Origin of the sequence: Celeribacter sp. (genome assembly GCF_048259695.1) — a bacterium.
Taxonomy (GTDB): domain Bacteria; phylum Pseudomonadota; class Alphaproteobacteria; order Rhodobacterales; family Rhodobacteraceae; genus Celeribacter.
In genome coordinates this window covers 363,567-378,990 of sequence record NZ_JBLXHL010000004.1, presented here as the reverse complement: position 1 = coordinate 378,990, position 15,424 = coordinate 363,567, and the positions used below count along the sequence as shown (strand labels likewise).

At 59.4% G+C, this 15,424-nt stretch carries 19 protein-coding genes; 6 read left to right on the top strand and 13 right to left on the bottom strand.

Going from position 1 to position 15,424, the window contains the following annotated elements:
- Window positions 1–139 precede the first annotated feature (139 nt).
- Window positions 140–574, bottom strand: coding sequence for a CBS domain-containing protein (locus ACN0Q0_RS09905; RefSeq protein ID WP_417243220.1), 435 nt, complete (start codon window positions 572–574; stop codon window positions 140–142).
- 254 nt (window positions 575–828) lie between these two features.
- On the opposite strand from ACN0Q0_RS09905, the gene ACN0Q0_RS09900 reads away from it, so the two are divergent.
- Together ACN0Q0_RS09900 and ACN0Q0_RS09895 are read left to right on the top strand one after the other, a co-directional pair.
- Window positions 829–1,890, top strand: coding sequence for an enoyl-CoA hydratase/isomerase family protein (locus tag ACN0Q0_RS09900; protein WP_417243219.1), 1,062 nt, complete (start codon window positions 829–831; stop codon window positions 1,888–1,890).
- 84 nt (window positions 1,891–1,974) lie between these two features.
- Window positions 1,975–2,169, top strand: coding sequence for a DUF2892 domain-containing protein (locus tag ACN0Q0_RS09895; RefSeq protein WP_417243218.1), 195 nt, complete (start codon window positions 1,975–1,977; stop codon window positions 2,167–2,169).
- Window positions 2,170–2,185: 16 nt separating this feature from the next.
- Here the strand turns inward: ACN0Q0_RS09895 and ACN0Q0_RS09890 are convergent, their stop codons facing one another.
- The 11 genes from ACN0Q0_RS09890 to ACN0Q0_RS09840 form a co-directional block, all read right to left on the bottom strand.
- Entirely contained in the window at window positions 2,186–2,854 is a 669-nt protein-coding gene (locus ACN0Q0_RS09890) for a Crp/Fnr family transcriptional regulator (RefSeq protein ID WP_417243217.1), read from the bottom strand.
- Between the two features lie 63 nt (window positions 2,855–2,917).
- Window positions 2,918–3,358 (bottom strand): DUF302 domain-containing protein, encoded by a 441-nt coding sequence (locus ACN0Q0_RS09885; protein ID WP_417243216.1) that lies wholly within the window; start codon window positions 3,356–3,358, stop codon window positions 2,918–2,920.
- A 92-nt stretch (window positions 3,359–3,450) separates the two neighbouring features.
- Window positions 3,451–4,518: a c-type cytochrome gene (locus tag ACN0Q0_RS09880; protein ID WP_417243215.1), complete on the bottom strand. Its 1,068-nt coding sequence runs from the start codon at window positions 4,516–4,518 to the stop codon at window positions 3,451–3,453.
- Window positions 4,499–5,803 carry a sulfite dehydrogenase gene (gene soxC / locus ACN0Q0_RS09875; protein WP_417243214.1) on the bottom strand — a complete coding sequence of 435 codons (1,305 nt, stop codon included), beginning with the start codon at window positions 5,801–5,803 and terminating at the stop codon, window positions 4,499–4,501. Before soxC ends, ACN0Q0_RS09880 begins: the two co-directional genes overlap by 20 nt.
- 131 nt (window positions 5,804–5,934) lie before the next feature.
- On the bottom strand, window positions 5,935–7,632 hold the full coding sequence (gene soxB, locus ACN0Q0_RS09870) for a thiosulfohydrolase SoxB (RefSeq protein WP_417243213.1): 1,698 nt from the start codon (window positions 7,630–7,632) through the stop codon (window positions 5,935–5,937).
- 115 nt (window positions 7,633–7,747) lie between these two features.
- Window positions 7,748–8,599: a sulfur oxidation c-type cytochrome SoxA gene (gene soxA / locus ACN0Q0_RS09865; protein ID WP_417243212.1), complete on the bottom strand. Its 852-nt coding sequence runs from the start codon at window positions 8,597–8,599 to the stop codon at window positions 7,748–7,750.
- Between the two features lie 30 nt (window positions 8,600–8,629).
- On the bottom strand, window positions 8,630–8,959 hold the full coding sequence (gene soxZ / locus ACN0Q0_RS09860) for a thiosulfate oxidation carrier complex protein SoxZ (RefSeq protein WP_417243211.1): 330 nt from the start codon (window positions 8,957–8,959) through the stop codon (window positions 8,630–8,632).
- Between the two features lie 33 nt (window positions 8,960–8,992).
- Window positions 8,993–9,409, bottom strand: a complete 417-nt coding sequence (soxY, locus tag ACN0Q0_RS09855; protein ID WP_417243210.1) for a thiosulfate oxidation carrier protein SoxY — start codon at window positions 9,407–9,409, stop codon at window positions 8,993–8,995.
- 32 nt (window positions 9,410–9,441) lie between these two features.
- Window positions 9,442–9,915: a sulfur oxidation c-type cytochrome SoxX gene (gene soxX, locus ACN0Q0_RS09850; RefSeq protein WP_417243209.1), complete on the bottom strand. Its 474-nt coding sequence runs from the start codon at window positions 9,913–9,915 to the stop codon at window positions 9,442–9,444.
- A gap of 148 nt (window positions 9,916–10,063) precedes the next feature.
- Window positions 10,064–10,648, bottom strand: a complete 585-nt coding sequence (locus tag ACN0Q0_RS09845) for a thioredoxin family protein (protein WP_417243283.1) — start codon at window positions 10,646–10,648, stop codon at window positions 10,064–10,066.
- Window positions 10,649–10,701: 53 nt separating this feature from the next.
- Window positions 10,702–11,457 (bottom strand): cytochrome c biogenesis CcdA family protein, encoded by a 756-nt coding sequence (locus ACN0Q0_RS09840; RefSeq protein ID WP_417243208.1) that lies wholly within the window; start codon window positions 11,455–11,457, stop codon window positions 10,702–10,704.
- Between the two features lie 113 nt (window positions 11,458–11,570).
- Between ACN0Q0_RS09840 and ACN0Q0_RS09835 the strand changes: the two genes are divergently transcribed.
- The 4 genes from ACN0Q0_RS09835 to ACN0Q0_RS09820 all read left to right on the top strand — a co-directional run bounded on the left by ACN0Q0_RS09835 (window position 11,571) and on the right by ACN0Q0_RS09820 (window position 14,049).
- The gene (locus ACN0Q0_RS09835) at window positions 11,571–11,984 is read left to right on the top strand and encodes a hypothetical protein (protein ID WP_417243207.1); all 414 of its coding nucleotides are present in this window, start codon (window positions 11,571–11,573) and stop codon (window positions 11,982–11,984) included.
- Between the two features lie 63 nt (window positions 11,985–12,047).
- Window positions 12,048–12,581 carry a GlcG/HbpS family heme-binding protein gene (locus tag ACN0Q0_RS09830; protein ID WP_417243206.1) on the top strand — a complete coding sequence of 178 codons (534 nt, stop codon included), beginning with the start codon at window positions 12,048–12,050 and terminating at the stop codon, window positions 12,579–12,581.
- A 27-nt stretch (window positions 12,582–12,608) separates the two neighbouring features.
- Window positions 12,609–12,983: an ArsR/SmtB family transcription factor gene (locus ACN0Q0_RS09825; protein ID WP_417243205.1), complete on the top strand. Its 375-nt coding sequence runs from the start codon at window positions 12,609–12,611 to the stop codon at window positions 12,981–12,983.
- 40 nt (window positions 12,984–13,023) lie between these two features.
- Window positions 13,024–14,049, top strand: a complete 1,026-nt coding sequence (locus tag ACN0Q0_RS09820; protein ID WP_417243204.1) for a YeeE/YedE family protein — start codon at window positions 13,024–13,026, stop codon at window positions 14,047–14,049.
- Window positions 14,050–14,076: 27 nt separating this feature from the next.
- On the opposite strand, the gene ACN0Q0_RS09815 is transcribed toward ACN0Q0_RS09820, so the two are convergent.
- On the bottom strand, window positions 14,077–15,381 hold the full coding sequence (locus ACN0Q0_RS09815; RefSeq protein WP_417243203.1) for a glycerate kinase type-2 family protein: 1,305 nt from the start codon (window positions 15,379–15,381) through the stop codon (window positions 14,077–14,079).
- Between the last annotated feature and the right edge of the window lie 43 nt (window positions 15,382–15,424).

The window sequence follows — 15,424 nt, the reverse complement described above, 5'->3', positions numbered from 1 at the left end:
GCGAATGAACGCAAGCGAAACAGGAAAGAGACCGGAAAACTGTTGCGCAACGTCATCGCAGACCCCGCATCAGGCCCCGCCGCACCTCACCGGCGGCGACCTGAACAGCGGAGCCTGCATGTGCGATCCGTGTGCGCGGTCAGTGCCCCATGATCATGCCTTCGAGGGCATTGCGTTCCATCGCCAACTCTTCGAGGCGCGCCTTGACCACATCGCCGATGGACACGAGGCCAACCATTTTGCCATCATCCATCACAGGCATGTGGCGAAAGCGACCCTGTGTCATTTTTTCAAGCACATCGAGCGCGGTATGATCGGGCTGACAGGTGACAAGTTTACGCGTCATCAGCTCGCTTACAGGCAGATCCAGTACGGATGCGCCCTGACGCCCCAGTTCACGCACCACATCACGCTCCGACAGGATACCATCGGGGTGGTCAAAGTCTGTTCCAACCACCAATGCCCCGATGCGTTTTTCCGACAGGATCGCAACCGCCTCTCCCACGGTCATGTCGGGGGCGATGCCCTCGGTGGTGGTAATGGCTTTCCCTTTCAAGATTTGTCCGACAATCATGCAGTATCCTCCGTTTTGCACATGCGCGTTTCGTCCCTGTCCTTAGCGTCCTCCCTAGAGGCCCTCCGTGTCAAGTTGCACTGCGGATTTGGACATAATATCCCGAACAAATGCAAAGCGGGCAGACTATGCAAACTGTCTATTTAAAACATTAACATGAGATATTTGGTGACAATCCCCATTAAAATTGCATTTTTCAAACATTTTACGCCACATTCCCTTGACCCGCGCGGAGCCGGGACGAACATGGGCGCATGAGTGGAAAACATACAGAATTGAACATCCGGCGCGAAGGGCTGGCAGGGCGCATCACGCTCAACCGTCCCACCGCGCTCAATGCACTGACCCCGTCGATGTGTGACGCCATCACCGCGACACTTGCCGCATGGGCCAAGGACGACACCATTGCCCTGCTCATCATCGATGGCGCGGGCGACAAGGCCTTTTGCGCGGGCGGCGATATCGCTCAGGTCTACGCCGAAGGGATCGCGGGCAACGCGGGGTTTGCCCAATCGTTCTGGCGGCGCGAATACCACATGAACGCCGCGCTGTTTCACTTTCCCAAACCCGTCGTCACCTTTCTACACGGCTATACCATGGGCGGCGGGGTCGGTGTGGGGTGTCACGGATCGCACCGCATTGTCGATCACACCACACGGATCGCCCTACCCGAATGTGCCATCGGACTGGTCACGGATGTGGGCGGCACGCTGTTGCTCGCCCGTGCGCCCGGACGGGTGGGCGAATACCTCGCCGCGACCGCGTTTCGCATGGGGCCACAGGATGCCATCTACGCCGGATTTGCCGATTATTTGGTTCCCCGCGAGACATGGCCCGCCCTCATCGCCGCGCTTTGCACGACGGGGGATGTCGCCCGAATCGATCCGCACGCCCTGCCCGCAGACGACGCGCCGCTAAAGGCATTGCAGCCGCGCATTGACATGCATTTCGCAGGGGCCACATTGCGCGACATTCTCAACGCGCTCGACCATAGTGACGCCCCGGACTTTGCCGCTCGAACCCTTGGCCTGATGGATAAAAACGATCCGCTTGCCATGACCGCCTCGATCGAACTGATCCACCGCGCCCGTGGGGCCGATACCATTGAGGCCGCTCTTGAACAGGAGTTCCGGTTCACCTGTCGCGCCGTCGAACAGACCGATTTCCTCGAAGGGATCCGCGCCCGCATCATCGACCGCGACGGGGTTCCACACTGGCGGCACGCTTTGCGCGCGGTCCCTGCCCTGACCGTCTCGACGCTGCTGCGCCCGTTGGGGAAAGACGGGCTTTGGACCCACCCACATGAGCCGGAATGACGCACCCGCAACGTGAGTTAGTCACAGACAGGGACAAAGCGCCGCGTTAGCGTTCGGGTGAACCTTAAAAGAGAAAGTCATCCCATGCTCAAGAAAAACGTAGGCGGTCTCGACCGCATCATTCGCATCGTTGTCGGTGTTGCCCTGATCGCGGGTTTCTTTATCAACGGCAATCCGCTGTTTCTGATCGGCATCGTGCCGCTCGCTACAGGCCTGTTGAATTCGTGCCTGCTTTACTCGCTGATCGGAGTGAACACCTGCCCGATGAACAAACGCTAAACCGGCACAGTCCCTCTCAGGCCGCTTCCGAGAGGGACTTCAAGGCGTCGACATCAAGTAGACGGACCTCGCCACGGGCGGTGGCCACCCACCCGCGCCGTTGGAACTCTTGTAACTGTCGCGAAATGACCTCCCGCGCGGTGCCAAGTTCGGCGGCCAATTGCGCGTGGGTTGCCTTGAGCGTGGCGTCGGTATCAGCCAGTTCCACCAGTTTTTGAGCCAGTCGAATATCGACCTTTTGAAAGGCGATCTCTTCGATCACATGGAACAGATCGGTAATACGGCGCGAATAGGCCGAGAACACAAAGGTGCGAAAGCTCTTTGAGGTCGCCACCAGATCATCGAACACACGGCGCGGAATGGCCGCGGCCTGCACTTCGGTTTCGGCAATCCCTTCGGCGGAGTAATCCTCGTAGGCCAACAGGCACGCGGTGGTCAAAACACAGCTTTCACCCGCATGCACACGGTAAAGCACCATTTCGCGCCCCCCCTCGGAGGTTTGTTGCACGCGCACGGTCCCCTCAAGCAAGAGCAACAGGTTCTCGGGGCTTTTGCCCGGACCAAACAGGATGGTTCCCTTTGGCACCGTCACGATTTGCGATTGTGTGGTCAGACGGTCGCGCAGTTTATCATCAAGGCTGGATAGCCCCATAAACCGGTCGATCCAATCAACGCTGATATCCATGCCGTTTCCCTTCGCGCGGGGATGGAGCGCAATTGAGCGCCCCACCGAGTTCAGGCACTACAGTTAGAAGCTTGTGGCCTCTTCCACAATCTCTGTCAGCAAATCTTCGACGGCTTGCATCGGTCCATCGGGGTAGTCGCGAAACCCGATGGTCACCTTGCCCGCCTGATCGGCCACAAAAATCGAAAAGGGGCAATGCACGATGTTCATCGGGTCGGCTTCCATCACCTGACGCGACACCGTGGCCGAGCAAAACAAAAACACATCCGCAGCGTCGAAAATCGTCACGTCAGATCCGACATCTTCGCGGGTGCGTTCCAACATCTCGCCGGTGTGGCTGCGGTAATCAATCACCAGACCCTTTGAAATAATCGCATCCTCAACGGCAAAAGTGGCATCGTCAAACGTGCCATCATAGTCAAAGGTGATCGCGGCCTCATTGGCGGTCGCGGGGGCGGCGAGCATCAATGCGCTCACGGCAAGTGCGGTCAACATAGGGTGCATGAGAGGTCTCCTGAGCACGCGGCCAAGTGTCATCCGGGCAATGTAGCATAGAAAAAGGGCAGCCTCTATAGGCTGCCCTTCCGGTGTCTCGCTTATTGCGACACGGATTTGAGGTATTCGATCACCGCTTTGATGTCGTCGTCCTTTTTCAGGCCCGCAAAAGACATCTTGGTCTTTTTGTAAACGGCCTTGGGTTTGGCGAGGAACTCCGACAGGTGCGCGTCGTCCCAAACTGTGCCTGCGTCATGGGCGTCCTGCATGTCACCGGAGTATTTGAAATCATCGACATGCGCGACAGCGGCGCCATAAACGCCGTTGAGGACGGGACCCACCTTGTTTTGCGCCCCTTCGCCGACTTGGTGACAGGCCTTACACTTTTTAAAGACCTTTTCGCCCGCAGCGGCCAGATCGGCGTCAAAGGCTGCGGCAACCACAGGGGCGGCCTCGGGCTCGGCCACGACCTCCTCGACGGCGGCCTCCTCGACAACCGCGTCCTCGACGGCAGCCGCCTCCCCCGCGCCCTCTTCCTCAGGTGTCACGTCCAGAACCGCAGCACGTTTGGTCACTTCGACCGTATCCTTGCAGTTCTCGTAACAGGCATTGGCCTCGGTAAAGATCGTCAACTCGGTCTCCGCGCGATCATCAAGGATGAAACCGTCCGCGTTGGGCATCTCGACATCCATGAAATTCTCGTTGGTGAGAACGAAATCGTCCTCCACGAGATAGTTGGAATAGAGAATATAGGCGGTGATCGCGTAAACATCGTCGTCCGACATGGTTTGGGCCGCGCCAAACGGCATCGAGCGGCGCACATAGTCAAACACGGTCGACAGATACGGCCAATAGGAGCCCACGGTTTTGAGCGGATCTTTATCCGCCAACGTCCCGTCGCCGCCCGCCAGTTTGGGCCAGTTGTCCACACCTTCGGCGAACTCGCCGTGACAGGCGGCACAGTTGTCGGAGAAAATCATTTCGCCGTCTTCGACCGAGCCAGACCCTATGGGCAACCCCTGTCCCTGTGGACCGATATCAAGATCCCATGCGGCAATCTCGTCGGGCAGTGCCACACGGCCAAGACCCATTTTCTCCGCATATGCGGGGGCCGCGAGCGCGGCCACGAGCGCCGTGCCTGCGATCAGTTTAGGAAGAAACTTCGACATTTTCTGACTCCCCGTTTTCTTTGACCCACCAGGTCTGAATACAGTTGTTGTGATAGACCGAGTTCTCGCCGCGCACCTCGCGCAATTGCGCTTTGGTCGGCTGAACGTAGCCCGTGTCATCATGGGCGCGCGATTGCAGGAGCATCTCCGAACCATCCCAATTGATGTCGAGATAGAACCGGGTGAGCGCCATTTTCTCGCCCGGCTTGGCCAGACGCGCTTTTTGCCATGTCTTGCCACCGTCGATGGACACATCCACGCCCGAGATCGCCCCGCGCCCCGACCATGCCAGACCGGTAATCACGAGCGGACCTTTGCCGTGGGTGATGGGCATCTGCGGGCTGGGCGAGGTCACAACGGATTTCGCATCCATGATCCACGTCCATTTGCGCGAGGTGCCATCGGCCAGAGTGTCGGTGTATTTCGACGTCTCTTCGCGGCTCTCGATCGGGTGGTCCGTCACCTCGATGCGACGCAACCATTTGACCCACATGTTGCCTTCCCAACCCGGAACCACGAGGCGCACGGGATAGCCATGCTCCATCCGAAGCGCCTCACCGTTGGCCTTGAACGCGACGAGCACGTCATCAAGCGCCTTTTCCATCGGGATAGAGCGCCCGTTCGACGAGGCATCGGCGCCCTCGACGTAAACCCATTTGTCGGCCAGATCACCCGCCGCATTCAGACCCGCTTCCTCAAGAAGCGTGCGCAGGGTGATACCGGAATACTCCATGTTATGGATCATCCCGTGGGTGAATTGCGAGCCGTTCAGCTGTGCGCCCGCCCATTCCATGCCGGTGTTGGCCGCGCATTCGAGGAAATAGGTGCGGTTTTCACGCGGGAACCGTTCCAGGTCGGCGTAGGTAAAGACCAGTGGTTGATCGACAAGACCGTTGATCATCAGGCGGTAGTCTTCTTTTTTCAGCTCGATCGCACCCGAGTGGTGACGTTCGAATGCACAGCCCTGCGGGGTGATGGTCCCGTCAAGCGCGTGGATCGGCGTGAAGTTGATCGAGGAAATCACATCCGCGGTCAGCCACGGCACGTTGCGCCGGATCACATCGCTCTCGAACTGGATCGGCATCCCGTAAGGCGAGGCATCAACGCCCTCACCTGTGGAGCTTGCCCAATCCTGAATTTCGGTAATCAGCGGGTCGGGGGTGTTGTCTTGGGCCACGGCCTTGCCTGTGGCGGCCAGACCGACACCAGTCGCCGCAGCACCGCGCAAGAACGCGCGGCGGTTGGGGCCTTTGGCGGGGCTATCGTGTGTGGGGGTGTCACTCATGGAATGTGCTCCCTTGTTGAATACGGTTTCAAACGCGGTGTTAAATTCTATCATTCGCCTATGTGAATGAATTTGAAGCAGAAAACCGCCCCGCACCCTTTGACAAAGGCACGGAACGGTTTTGATCTGTTCTAGAGGCCGAGCACCTTGACGGAGGTGTTTTCCTCGGCCGTGACGGTGCCTTTGGCGCGGATGTGATCCTCCACGACGTCCCAGATCTCGGGGCCTTCGGTCCCCTCGTTGACCGAGGCCCAGCCCGCGACGGTGTAGGTTTTCGCGGGATCGAGTTTCTCGCCCGTCTTGAGCATGGTGATATCGGTGATCCGCTCGCCCTGTGGCTTGGTGATGTCGATGGTGTAGCCAAGCCCCCCCATACGCACCATATCGCCGCCCTGTTGGTAGTAAGGATCAGGGTTGAAAATGTTGTCGGCCACGTCTTCCATAATCGTATGGATGAACTCGCCCGTCATCTCGGAGCGATACGCCTTGCCATAGGTCATGGATGTGGCGTTCCAGATGTCCTCGCGGGTGATCTTGTCACCGGGGATCAGGCTTGGCCCCCAACGCACACCGGGCGACATGGCAATATCCGCCTCGCGCTGTTCAATCAGGGCGTCACAAATCAGGTTGTCCCATGTGCCGTTGAAATTGCCACGGCGGTACAACAGGCTATCGGTTTCGCCGATCACCTCGGACATCTCGTCCAGATAGGGGGCGCGCTGTTCGTCGATGAGGGCGGCGACCTCTTTGTCGGGTTCGATCACATCCGAGAAAATCGGGATCAGTTTGTGACGGAAGCCCATCATTTGACCGTCGCGCACGTCAAGATCGACACGGCTGACGAATTTCCCGTTGGAACCGGAGGCGATCAGGATCGTCTCGCCCACAAGCACAGGCTCGGGCAGCGCGTCATGGGTGTGGCCCGACAGGATCACGTCGATGCCTGTCACGAGCGAGGCCATCTTTTTGTCGACGTCAAAACCGTTGTGCGACAGCAGGACCACGAGCCCCGCGCCTTGGGCTTTGACCTCGTCCACGACCTCTTGCATCCGCTCGGTGCGGATACCGAAGGAGTATTCGGGGAACATCCAACCGGGGTTGGCGATCGGCATATAGGGGAACGCCTGACCGATGACGGCGATTTTGACGCCGCCGCGTTCAAAGAATTTGTAAGGTGCGAAATCCTCGGCGGGCTCATCCCATTCGGCGTCATAGATATTGGCGCCGAGTGCTGCGAACGGCAGATCGGCCACAACTTCGCGGACGCGGTCGGAGCCGAGCGTGAACTCCCAGTGGAAGGTCATCGCATCAGGTTTGAGCGCGTTCATCACGTTGACCATGTCCTGGCCTTCGGTGTGGAAACAGGTGTAGGAGCCGTGCCACGTGTCGCCGCCGTCAAGCAACAATGCGTCAGGGCGTGCCGCGCGGATCGCGTTGATCACGGTGGCCACACGGTCAAGGCCGCCGACCTTGCCATAGCCCTGTGCCAGTGCGGAAAAATCACCCGACGACAGCGCATAGTGCGAGGGCGATCCGTCCTCGATGCCGTAGAGCTTGCGGAAATCCGCGCCCGTGACATGGGGAACCGCACCTTTGTTGCCGCCCACGCCGATGTTGATCGACGGCTCGCGGAAATAGATCGGTTTGAGCTGTGCGTGGATATCGGTGACGTGGATCAGCGACACGTTGCCGTAGGTGTCGAAATCAAGCAATTGGTCTTGGGTCAGGGTCTGCTGCGCCGCAAGGCGGGACCAATTGCCAAAGCCGGAGGCCCCGACCATTGCTGAGGCGGCCATAGAGACCTGAAGGAAATCGCGACGGGAGATCATGCGCGTAGCTCCGTTTGATTTGGCAAGGTCGCATCAAGACCTATGCGGGATTTTGAATATATTTGACTGGAGAAAACCCCGCCCTTCCCAATGGAAAAGCGGGGCCATCACAGATTTAGTTGCGAACAGACGGGCCTTCGACCGACAGGCCGTTCCCACGCGATGCAACATAAAGCTCAAGAGCCACGAACTCGGGCGAGCCCGGGCTAAAGGTCTCGGCACGGGTGTCACGGATACACCCCTTAAAGCGGCCGTGGGTCCCGTTGAGTTTGGCGTTTTTCAAACGGTACGTCGGAAACCCGTTAATCTGCCCTTGGGACAGATGGTCCGCACGGATCAGATTGCCGTAGTTGTCCTCGTGGCAGTTTGCGCACGACAGTTCCAGTTGACCGTAACGGGTATAGTAAATCTCTTTACCCTTTTCCCACATCTCGGACGCCGGACCGTCGATGGTCACGTTCACAGGTGTACCGCGTGCGGCAACCGCCAACATGGCCTCAAGGTTGAGCATTTTACCGCTGTCATACTTTTCGGCGTCTGCCCCCATTCTGGTGGTGAGGCAATCGTTGACCTGCATCTGGATGGTGCGGACTTCACCCGCGCTCTCGTTCCACTTCGGGTACGTTGCGCGCACCTCGGAGAGGCTTTCAGGACCATCGTGACAGTCGGCACAGGCCTTGCCTTCGGAGCCCCATGAGGCCTCGAAAAGGGCAAGCCCCTCTTCGGCACCAAGCATACCGGGGTTGTCGAAATCATCCATTTGCATGGCCTGTGTGTCATCCGAGCGGAAGCGCCACCCCGACAGAACCTCGCCAAGCGCACCATCAAGGTGTGCGGGGGCATCGGTTTTTGTGACGATTTCAATGTCGCCATTGATCACCAGTTCGGCGTCTTCATCCGCGACGACAGGCGCCGCGAATGTGAGGGCTGCAAGTACAGCCACAGTGCTGAGCATTGTTTTTTTCATGCGTTTCTCCTCCCTGAGCACGTGGCTAAATTAGCCGACGCTGATCGATTTGGTTTCCTCGTAGACGGACCCATCATCGTCGTACCAGGTGAATTTGAAATCACCGGCGGCCGGAACCGTCGCATCGAACTCAACATAAGGGTTGGTCGACACAGCGGGCTCGAGCTTCACATCGATAACGGACTCGCCGTTAAACTCACAGGTGAAACGATTGATGATCGAGCGCGGAATGATGTTACCGTCGCCGTCTTTACGCTGACCGGACTCCATAGGGTGCGAGATCAGGGTTTTAATGGTGATCACGTCGCCAGCAGAAGCCGACTTCGGGACTTTAACGCGGGGTTTTACACCAGATGCCATTGTGTATGTCTCCTAAATAAGTCGGTAAACCGATCAGCCGCCACAGCCGCCGATGGTTACTTTAACGGTGGAAGCGGCCTTGACGAACGACCCGTCTGCCATTTTTGCGATGGCAACAACGTCCTGCGTTCCGGCGAGGCGGATACGGGTGGACGCCGCTTGCGAACCGGCCAGAGGACCAAAGTTAAAGGTCGCCACACCGGGTGTCGGGTTGCCTGTGGCCAGGATGAGAATCGATACAGCACCGGGAGCATCAACGGACACGGGAACCGTGTTGCCGTTTTCAGCGATCTCGGGCGCGGTCAGGGTGAGACCACCCTCACCTACTTCGGAACCGCCGGTAAATGCGGCGATAGCTTCGTCGGCTGCGGCAAATGCGCGGAACGGAAGCAGGGATGCTGCCGTCGCACCAAGGCCGAGAGCCAGAGCGTCACGTCGTGTGAGTTTCATGGATTAGTCCTCGTTTTCGTAAATTCAGACGATCATTCGTCTTTGAGCGTCATGAGAAAGGCAACCACGTCCTCGATCTGGGCCGCCGACAAAAGCGGTGGCAGATCAGCCGGAGCAGCTTTGCCTGTGTAGGCGTCACCCGGACGGGTAAAACCATCAACCTTGTAGAAGGCGGGCATAACCGTGCCTTCAAACATCACTTTGGGGTTCACGACGAGACCGCGCAATTCTGCTTCGGTCCAACGTGAGCCGGCCCCATCAAGGACCGGACCGACTTCGCCGGGGAACGGGACATCAGAGTACGCTTGTGCGGCGTGACACGAGATACAGTTGCCCATGGATTTGTCGGTCATGATCTTGCGACCTTGGTCAGCGTTCCCTGCGGCGCCAGTCAGAGATGCGGCAATTGCGCCGTCCTCGTACATTACGTCTGCCGGGGCCACTTCGGCCGTAGCTGCGGTTGCTGTGAGGCAAAGTGCAGCGAATGTGGTTGCGGTGCGTTTCATGTCTCCTCCCTAAGACTTGTTTTTATTGCGCTTAAGCATGCGCTCTTTTCTTGGGCATACCGTAGCGCACCATTTCGCGAACGCGCAAGAACAAATTCAAAAAAACGAATTTTCCGATTTTTTATGTCCGTGCGCCCCACCATGGCCGTCATTCGTAAACGTTGAGTTTCCCTGTGTCCTGCTGCTTAGTTATCTGACGGGCATGGTATTTTTGGAACGGCTCATCGCCCTCGTATTCTTTATCAAGCACCCAACGCATCATGTTGTACGTTGTGAGCCGGCCAAAGGCGCCAGGCACACTTGCCACCGCCGCAGATGTTGCGGAAACACCCTCTTCGACCTCTTCGGGGAAATAGAGATTCGTTGGCGTGAACAGCACATTCCATTTCGCGACCATATCTTTTTCCGACAGCGTTTCGCCATCGAAATCCGTCACCTCGACATCGCCGAACATATTGATCTGGACCACGAAGTAATGATCCTCGATCATCGCGGTGACTTCCGGGTCGGGATAGACCTCCTCGTGCATCTTTTTACAGTAGATACAGCCGCGTTGTTCAATCATCACCAACAGGCGCCTGCCCTCGGCGGTGGCCTCCGCGAGGTCCTCGCGCAGATCCTTGAACGTGTCGCGTTGCCACGCGGCCTTATGCAACCCGTCGTCGCCCATCTGTTGGGCCAGAGCGGGAAGGGTCGCCGGAAAGGCCGTAAGGGCGATGAGGCCCGCGGCCATGACTGTACGTCGTGCAAGATGAAACATATGCGTCTCCCGTGTGGTTTAGGGCCTCAAAGCGTGCCGGATGAGCCGATTTTGGTAAAGGCAGGAAAGGTGTCGAGCATCCATGCCGCGATCAGGTTGACCGAGTTGGTCACGATCAAAACCGCGAACAGGATCAGGAAAACGCCCATCAGCTTTTCAACTTTGGGCAAGTGGCGGCGGAATCGGGCGGCAAATCCCAAAAACGGTTTGATAAACACCGCTGCGATCACGAACGGCAACGTCATACCGACGCCGAACACCAACATGAGCGCCAAACCGCGTGTCGCCGTTTCCTCGACCGAGGCCGTAAACACCACGGCGGTGAGAATCCCCCCCACGCAAGGCGTCCATCCGGCGGCAAAGGCCAACCCGATCAGGTAGGACGACCAGACGTTCATTTTTGTCACATCGCCCCCGTTCACTTGGAACTGGCGGTTCAGAATGCCGATTTTGATCACGCCGAGAAAATGCAGCCCCATCACAAAAACGATAAGCGCGGCGCCGATGCGAAAGACATCCTGATAGGAGCGAAATGCCTGCGACAGGGAAAACGCCGCCGCCCCGAGCAGTACAAACACAGTGATGATCCCGAGCGAAAACATCACCGACGCGGCAATCGCGCGTTTGCGCACGCCCGGAGCCAACGCCCCGTCTGCGCGGATCTCGCCCATGCCGACACCGGCCATATAGGAGAGGTAGAACGGCACAATCGGCAGGATGCAGGGTGAGAAAAACACCACAAGCCCACCCAGAAATGCCGAGATGAAACTGACGTCCAACATTGAAATCCTCCCCGTGTGGGTCATATGCCCACCAGTGCAGTCTTTGCGCACCTTGTGTCATTCACATATTCAAATTAGGTTGTTTGTAACGCACACGTCAATCGGGCATTCCAATGTGGTTTAAAAATCCGGGCTTTGTCGCCGCCGCCATCCTGTCCTTCGCCGCCCTCCCCGCATCCGCGATGGAGTTGATTATGATCGAGCGCGAGGGCTGCGCCTATTGCACCCGTTGGAACGCCGAAATCGCACCGATTTACCCCAAAACGCCCGAAGGCGCTTTTGCCCCGTTGCGCCGTCTGGATATCAAAGACCGCCCCGACGATGTCGTGTTCACCTCACGCCCCGTTCTGACCCCGACCTTTGTTCTGGTCGATGAGGGCCGCGAACTGACCCGCATCGAGGGCTACGGCGGTGAGGACCTGTTCTGGTCCATGCTGACCGTGATCTTGCGCGACCACACCGGTTTCGACACGCAGACCCGCCCCGAAACAGGCCCTGACGACACGCCGCCCGCCGCATCCGACTGACCCCGCGCCCCGGACCGCAAATGCATACACGGCGCGGGCGCATATTTCAAAGGAGACCATCCAGTGACCCGTATCGCCCCTGCCGCCCTCGTGGCCCTTGCCCTTTGTGTTCCTGCCTTCGCCCCTGCCCTCGTCCCTGCCCCCGCCTCAGCCCAAGACGACGACAGCGCGTTTGTCACCTTTCAGGTCCTCAAACCCGAAATCGCCCTGACGGCGGCCACCGCCGCGATGGAGGCGTGCCGCGATGCGGGCTATCAGGTGGGCGTGATGGTGGTGGACCGGTTCGGTCTGCCGCAGGCCTATGTGCGCGACCGTTTCGCGGGGCTGCACGTCTTTGAAACCGCACGGCGCAAGGCATGGACAGCCGTCTCGTTTCGCACCGACACGCTGTCCTTGGGCGAAACAACCGCGCCCGATGGTATGATGGGGGCGATTCGTGACCTGTCAGAGCCCCTTGCCCTTGGCGGCGGGCTTGTGATTGAGGCCGCAGGCTCTATAGTAGCGGGAATTGGGGTCTCGGGGGCTCCCGGTCCGGATTTGGACGCGGAGTGTGCCGGGGCAGGAATAGACGCCATCCTTGACGAGATCGCGTTCTGAACAAAAGTGAGACCGCTGGACGTGCGTATGGATCATCAATCGTCTTCATTGCCCACAATCACACCGGATATGTCCTCCGAGGACATGGACCTCATCATGAGCAGCGCCTGTGATGCCTCGCAACTGCTCAAGGCGTTGAGCCATGAGGGCCGCCTGATGATCTTGTGTCATCTGGTTACGGGGGAAAAATCCGTCACGGAACTCGAAGAGCTGCTCTCGGCGCGGCAAGCGGCGGTGAGCCAACAGCTTGCGCGTCTGCGCCTTGAGGGGCTTGTGACACCGCGACGCGAGGGCAAGGCGATCTACTACTCCTTGACGGATGAACGCCCCAAACGCATTCTCGAAGTGATCTATGAGATGTTTTGTTCCGTAGACGCGGATAAGGCGAAGCCTGCCACCTGAAGGTGCGGGGCTCTCCTTTTGACTTGGGGAGGGTCACAGAGTGCTCGATACAGTTGAATCCGGAACGATTGCCGCGCTGATCGGCCTGTTTGGCGGTCTGCTGCTCGGTCTTGCTGCCCGTTTGGGGCGGTTCTGTTCCATGGGCGCCATCGAAGACGCCCTCTACCAAGGCTCTGATCTGCGCGCCCGCCAATGGGGCGTGGCCATCGGTGTTGCCCTGATCGGCACAGGTGCGATGATGTCCACGGGCCTGTTTGATCCCGCCATGACCGCCTACCTGTCGATGAAATGGTATCCGCTCGCCTCTATCGGCGGGGGCGTGATGTTCGGCTATGGCATGGCGCTTTCGGGCAATTGCGGTTTTGGCGCTTTGGCCCGTTTGGGCGGCGGTGATTTGCGCAACTTTGTCATTGTCACCGTGATGGGGTTGGCCACCTACGTCACCCTCAACGGCCCGCTTGCCGGCCTGCGCGTGGCCCTGTTTCCGCCTGTGCCTGCGAGTTCGCCGCCCACCTTCATGCACTGGGGCCTGTCGCCCTATGTGGCGGGGGCCGTTGTGCTTGTTGTGGCGCTCTCCTCCAAGGCCTTTCGCGCCAACGGGAAATTGATCCTGTGGGGCGCGATTGTCGGTCTGGCCATTGTATCCGGTTGGGCCGGCACCGCATGGCTGTCCCATGCCGCATTCGAGGCCGAACCTGTGGTGTCCCACACCTTTGCAGCCCCCATTGGCGATGCGATGTTTTACACAATGACCTCCTCCGCCACCTCGCTCAACTTTGGCGTGGGCTCGGTCGCGGGTGTGCTTGCGGGGGCCGCGATCGGCTCGTTGTTCAAGGGGCATTTCAGATGGGAAGCCTGCGAGGATCCGCGTGAATTGAAACGCCAGATCCTTGGCGCGGCCCTCATGGGGATCGGCGCGGTGGTGGCCTTCGGCTGTACCGTCGGACAAGGTCTGTCCGCGATGTCGGTTCTGGCCTATGCCGCCCCCGTCACCGTGGCCTCCATCGTGGCGGGTGCCGCCCTTGGCCTGCGCCAGTTGATCTACGGGATTTCCTTCGCCCGCTAAGGGACGACCACCGCACCGCGGCCCCGCTCAGGCTTTGATAAACACCTGAAGGTCCGCGACGTTGGTGCCGGTCGCCCCGGTTTGAAGCAAATCCCCCGCTGCCGCGAGGCCGTGATAGCTGTCGTTGCGTGCCAGGACGTCATCCGGATCGAGCCCCGCCGCCGCCATACGGGTCAGCGTGCCATCATCGACCATTCCGCCCGCCGCATCCGTCGGCCCATCGCGCCCGTCCGTTCCGCCCGACAAGAACACGTAATCGGTGATCCCGCGTGCGGCGGCCAGTTGCGCCACGCGCAGGGCCAGTTCCTGATTGCGCCCGCCAAGGCCATCGCCCTTTATTTTGACCGTGGTTTCACCGCCGAACAGGTAGACGCCGTTTTCCGTGACGCAATCCACGATCACCTCGGCCGCATCCGCCACATCGCCCTCAAGTGGTACGGGGAACACATGCACCCCGTGGGTCACGCCGCCCCCCGCCGCACGCGCCATCGCGGCCACCGACCGCGCATTGGAGCCGATCAATTCAATCTCGCCCTCGGGCAAGGCCCCCATGTCAGGCAGATCCTGGGTCAAATGTGTGCGCACCGATACGGGCAAACGGTCCCAGACCCCAAGCGCCTTGAGCGCCTCGACCGCCTCTTCGGGCGTGCCAATCGGCGAGACCGTCGGACCGGAGGCAATGGCGCGAAAATCATCACTTACCACATCGGATAACACCAATGTGGTGACTTTCGACGGGTAGGCCGCGCGCAAGATCCCGCCGCCTTTGAGCCGCGACAGATGTTGGCGCACAAGGTTCATGGTGACGATATCGGCACCGGAGGCGAGCAACAGACGGTTGGTTTCGGCCTTTTCCTCAAGCGTCACCCCCGTCACGGGCGCGGGCAACAACGCCGAACCGCCACCGGAAATAAGCGCCAGAACCTCGCCCTTGGCATGGGCCAGAACCTGTTCGACCCGCAACGCCGCACGTGCGCCCTGAATGTCAGGCACAGGGTGGGCGGCGGCATGGACCTCCGCGCCCTCCAAAGGCGATGCGTTTTCGTAGTTTGTCACAACCACCACCATATCGGGGGTGACATGGCGCATCGCGGCCTCGGCCATGGTGCGGGCCGCCTTGCCAATGGCGATCACCAAGGGGTTGTGAAACCTGCGTCCGGCCAGCGCCGCCTCAACCGCGGCGGCGGGATCGGCCTGTGCCACTCCCGCCTCGAACAGGCGCAAGGCGGTGTGTCGCATATCGGCGGTGGCGGGGGCGTCAGTGACAGCGGACGGATCGGTTACGGTGGATTTCATCGGATCGTTCGCACGAGGGGCATTGGTTACAGTCATGTGCGTGACTGTAGCGCCTTATGCTGCGACGTCCAGAACACTT

Coding starts and splice junctions, on each gene's coding strand:
- ACN0Q0_RS09905 (WP_417243220.1), bottom strand. CDS start 574: ATGATTGTCGGACAAATCTTGAAAGGGAAAGCCATTACCACCACCGAG.
- soxB (WP_417243213.1), bottom strand. CDS start 7,632: ATGATCTCCCGTCGCGATTTCCTTCAGGTCTCTATGGCCGCCTCAGCA.
- ACN0Q0_RS09835 (WP_417243207.1), top strand. CDS start 11,571: ATGTGGTTTAAAAATCCGGGCTTTGTCGCCGCCGCCATCCTGTCCTTC.
- ACN0Q0_RS09900 (WP_417243219.1), top strand. CDS start 829: ATGAGTGGAAAACATACAGAATTGAACATCCGGCGCGAAGGGCTGGCA.
- ACN0Q0_RS09845 (WP_417243283.1), bottom strand. CDS start 10,648: ATGGCCGCGGGCCTCATCGCCCTTACGGCCTTTCCGGCGACCCTTCCC.
- ACN0Q0_RS09890 (WP_417243217.1), bottom strand. CDS start 2,854: ATGGATATCAGCGTTGATTGGATCGACCGGTTTATGGGGCTATCCAGC.
- ACN0Q0_RS09895 (WP_417243218.1), top strand. CDS start 1,975: ATGCTCAAGAAAAACGTAGGCGGTCTCGACCGCATCATTCGCATCGTT.
- ACN0Q0_RS09840 (WP_417243208.1), bottom strand. CDS start 11,457: ATGTTGGACGTCAGTTTCATCTCGGCATTTCTGGGTGGGCTTGTGGTG.
- ACN0Q0_RS09885 (WP_417243216.1), bottom strand. CDS start 3,358: ATGCACCCTATGTTGACCGCACTTGCCGTGAGCGCATTGATGCTCGCC.
- soxX (WP_417243209.1), bottom strand. CDS start 9,915: ATGAAACGCACCGCAACCACATTCGCTGCACTTTGCCTCACAGCAACC.
- ACN0Q0_RS09880 (WP_417243215.1), bottom strand. CDS start 4,518: ATGTCGAAGTTTCTTCCTAAACTGATCGCAGGCACGGCGCTCGTGGCC.
- soxA (WP_417243212.1), bottom strand. CDS start 8,599: ATGAAAAAAACAATGCTCAGCACTGTGGCTGTACTTGCAGCCCTCACA.
- soxZ (WP_417243211.1), bottom strand. CDS start 8,959: ATGGCATCTGGTGTAAAACCCCGCGTTAAAGTCCCGAAGTCGGCTTCT.
- soxC (WP_417243214.1), bottom strand. CDS start 5,803: ATGAGTGACACCCCCACACACGATAGCCCCGCCAAAGGCCCCAACCGC.
- soxY (WP_417243210.1), bottom strand. CDS start 9,409: ATGAAACTCACACGACGTGACGCTCTGGCTCTCGGCCTTGGTGCGACG.
- ACN0Q0_RS09815 (WP_417243203.1), bottom strand. CDS start 15,381: ATGACTGTAACCAATGCCCCTCGTGCGAACGATCCGATGAAATCCACC.
- ACN0Q0_RS09825 (WP_417243205.1), top strand. CDS start 12,609: ATGGATCATCAATCGTCTTCATTGCCCACAATCACACCGGATATGTCC.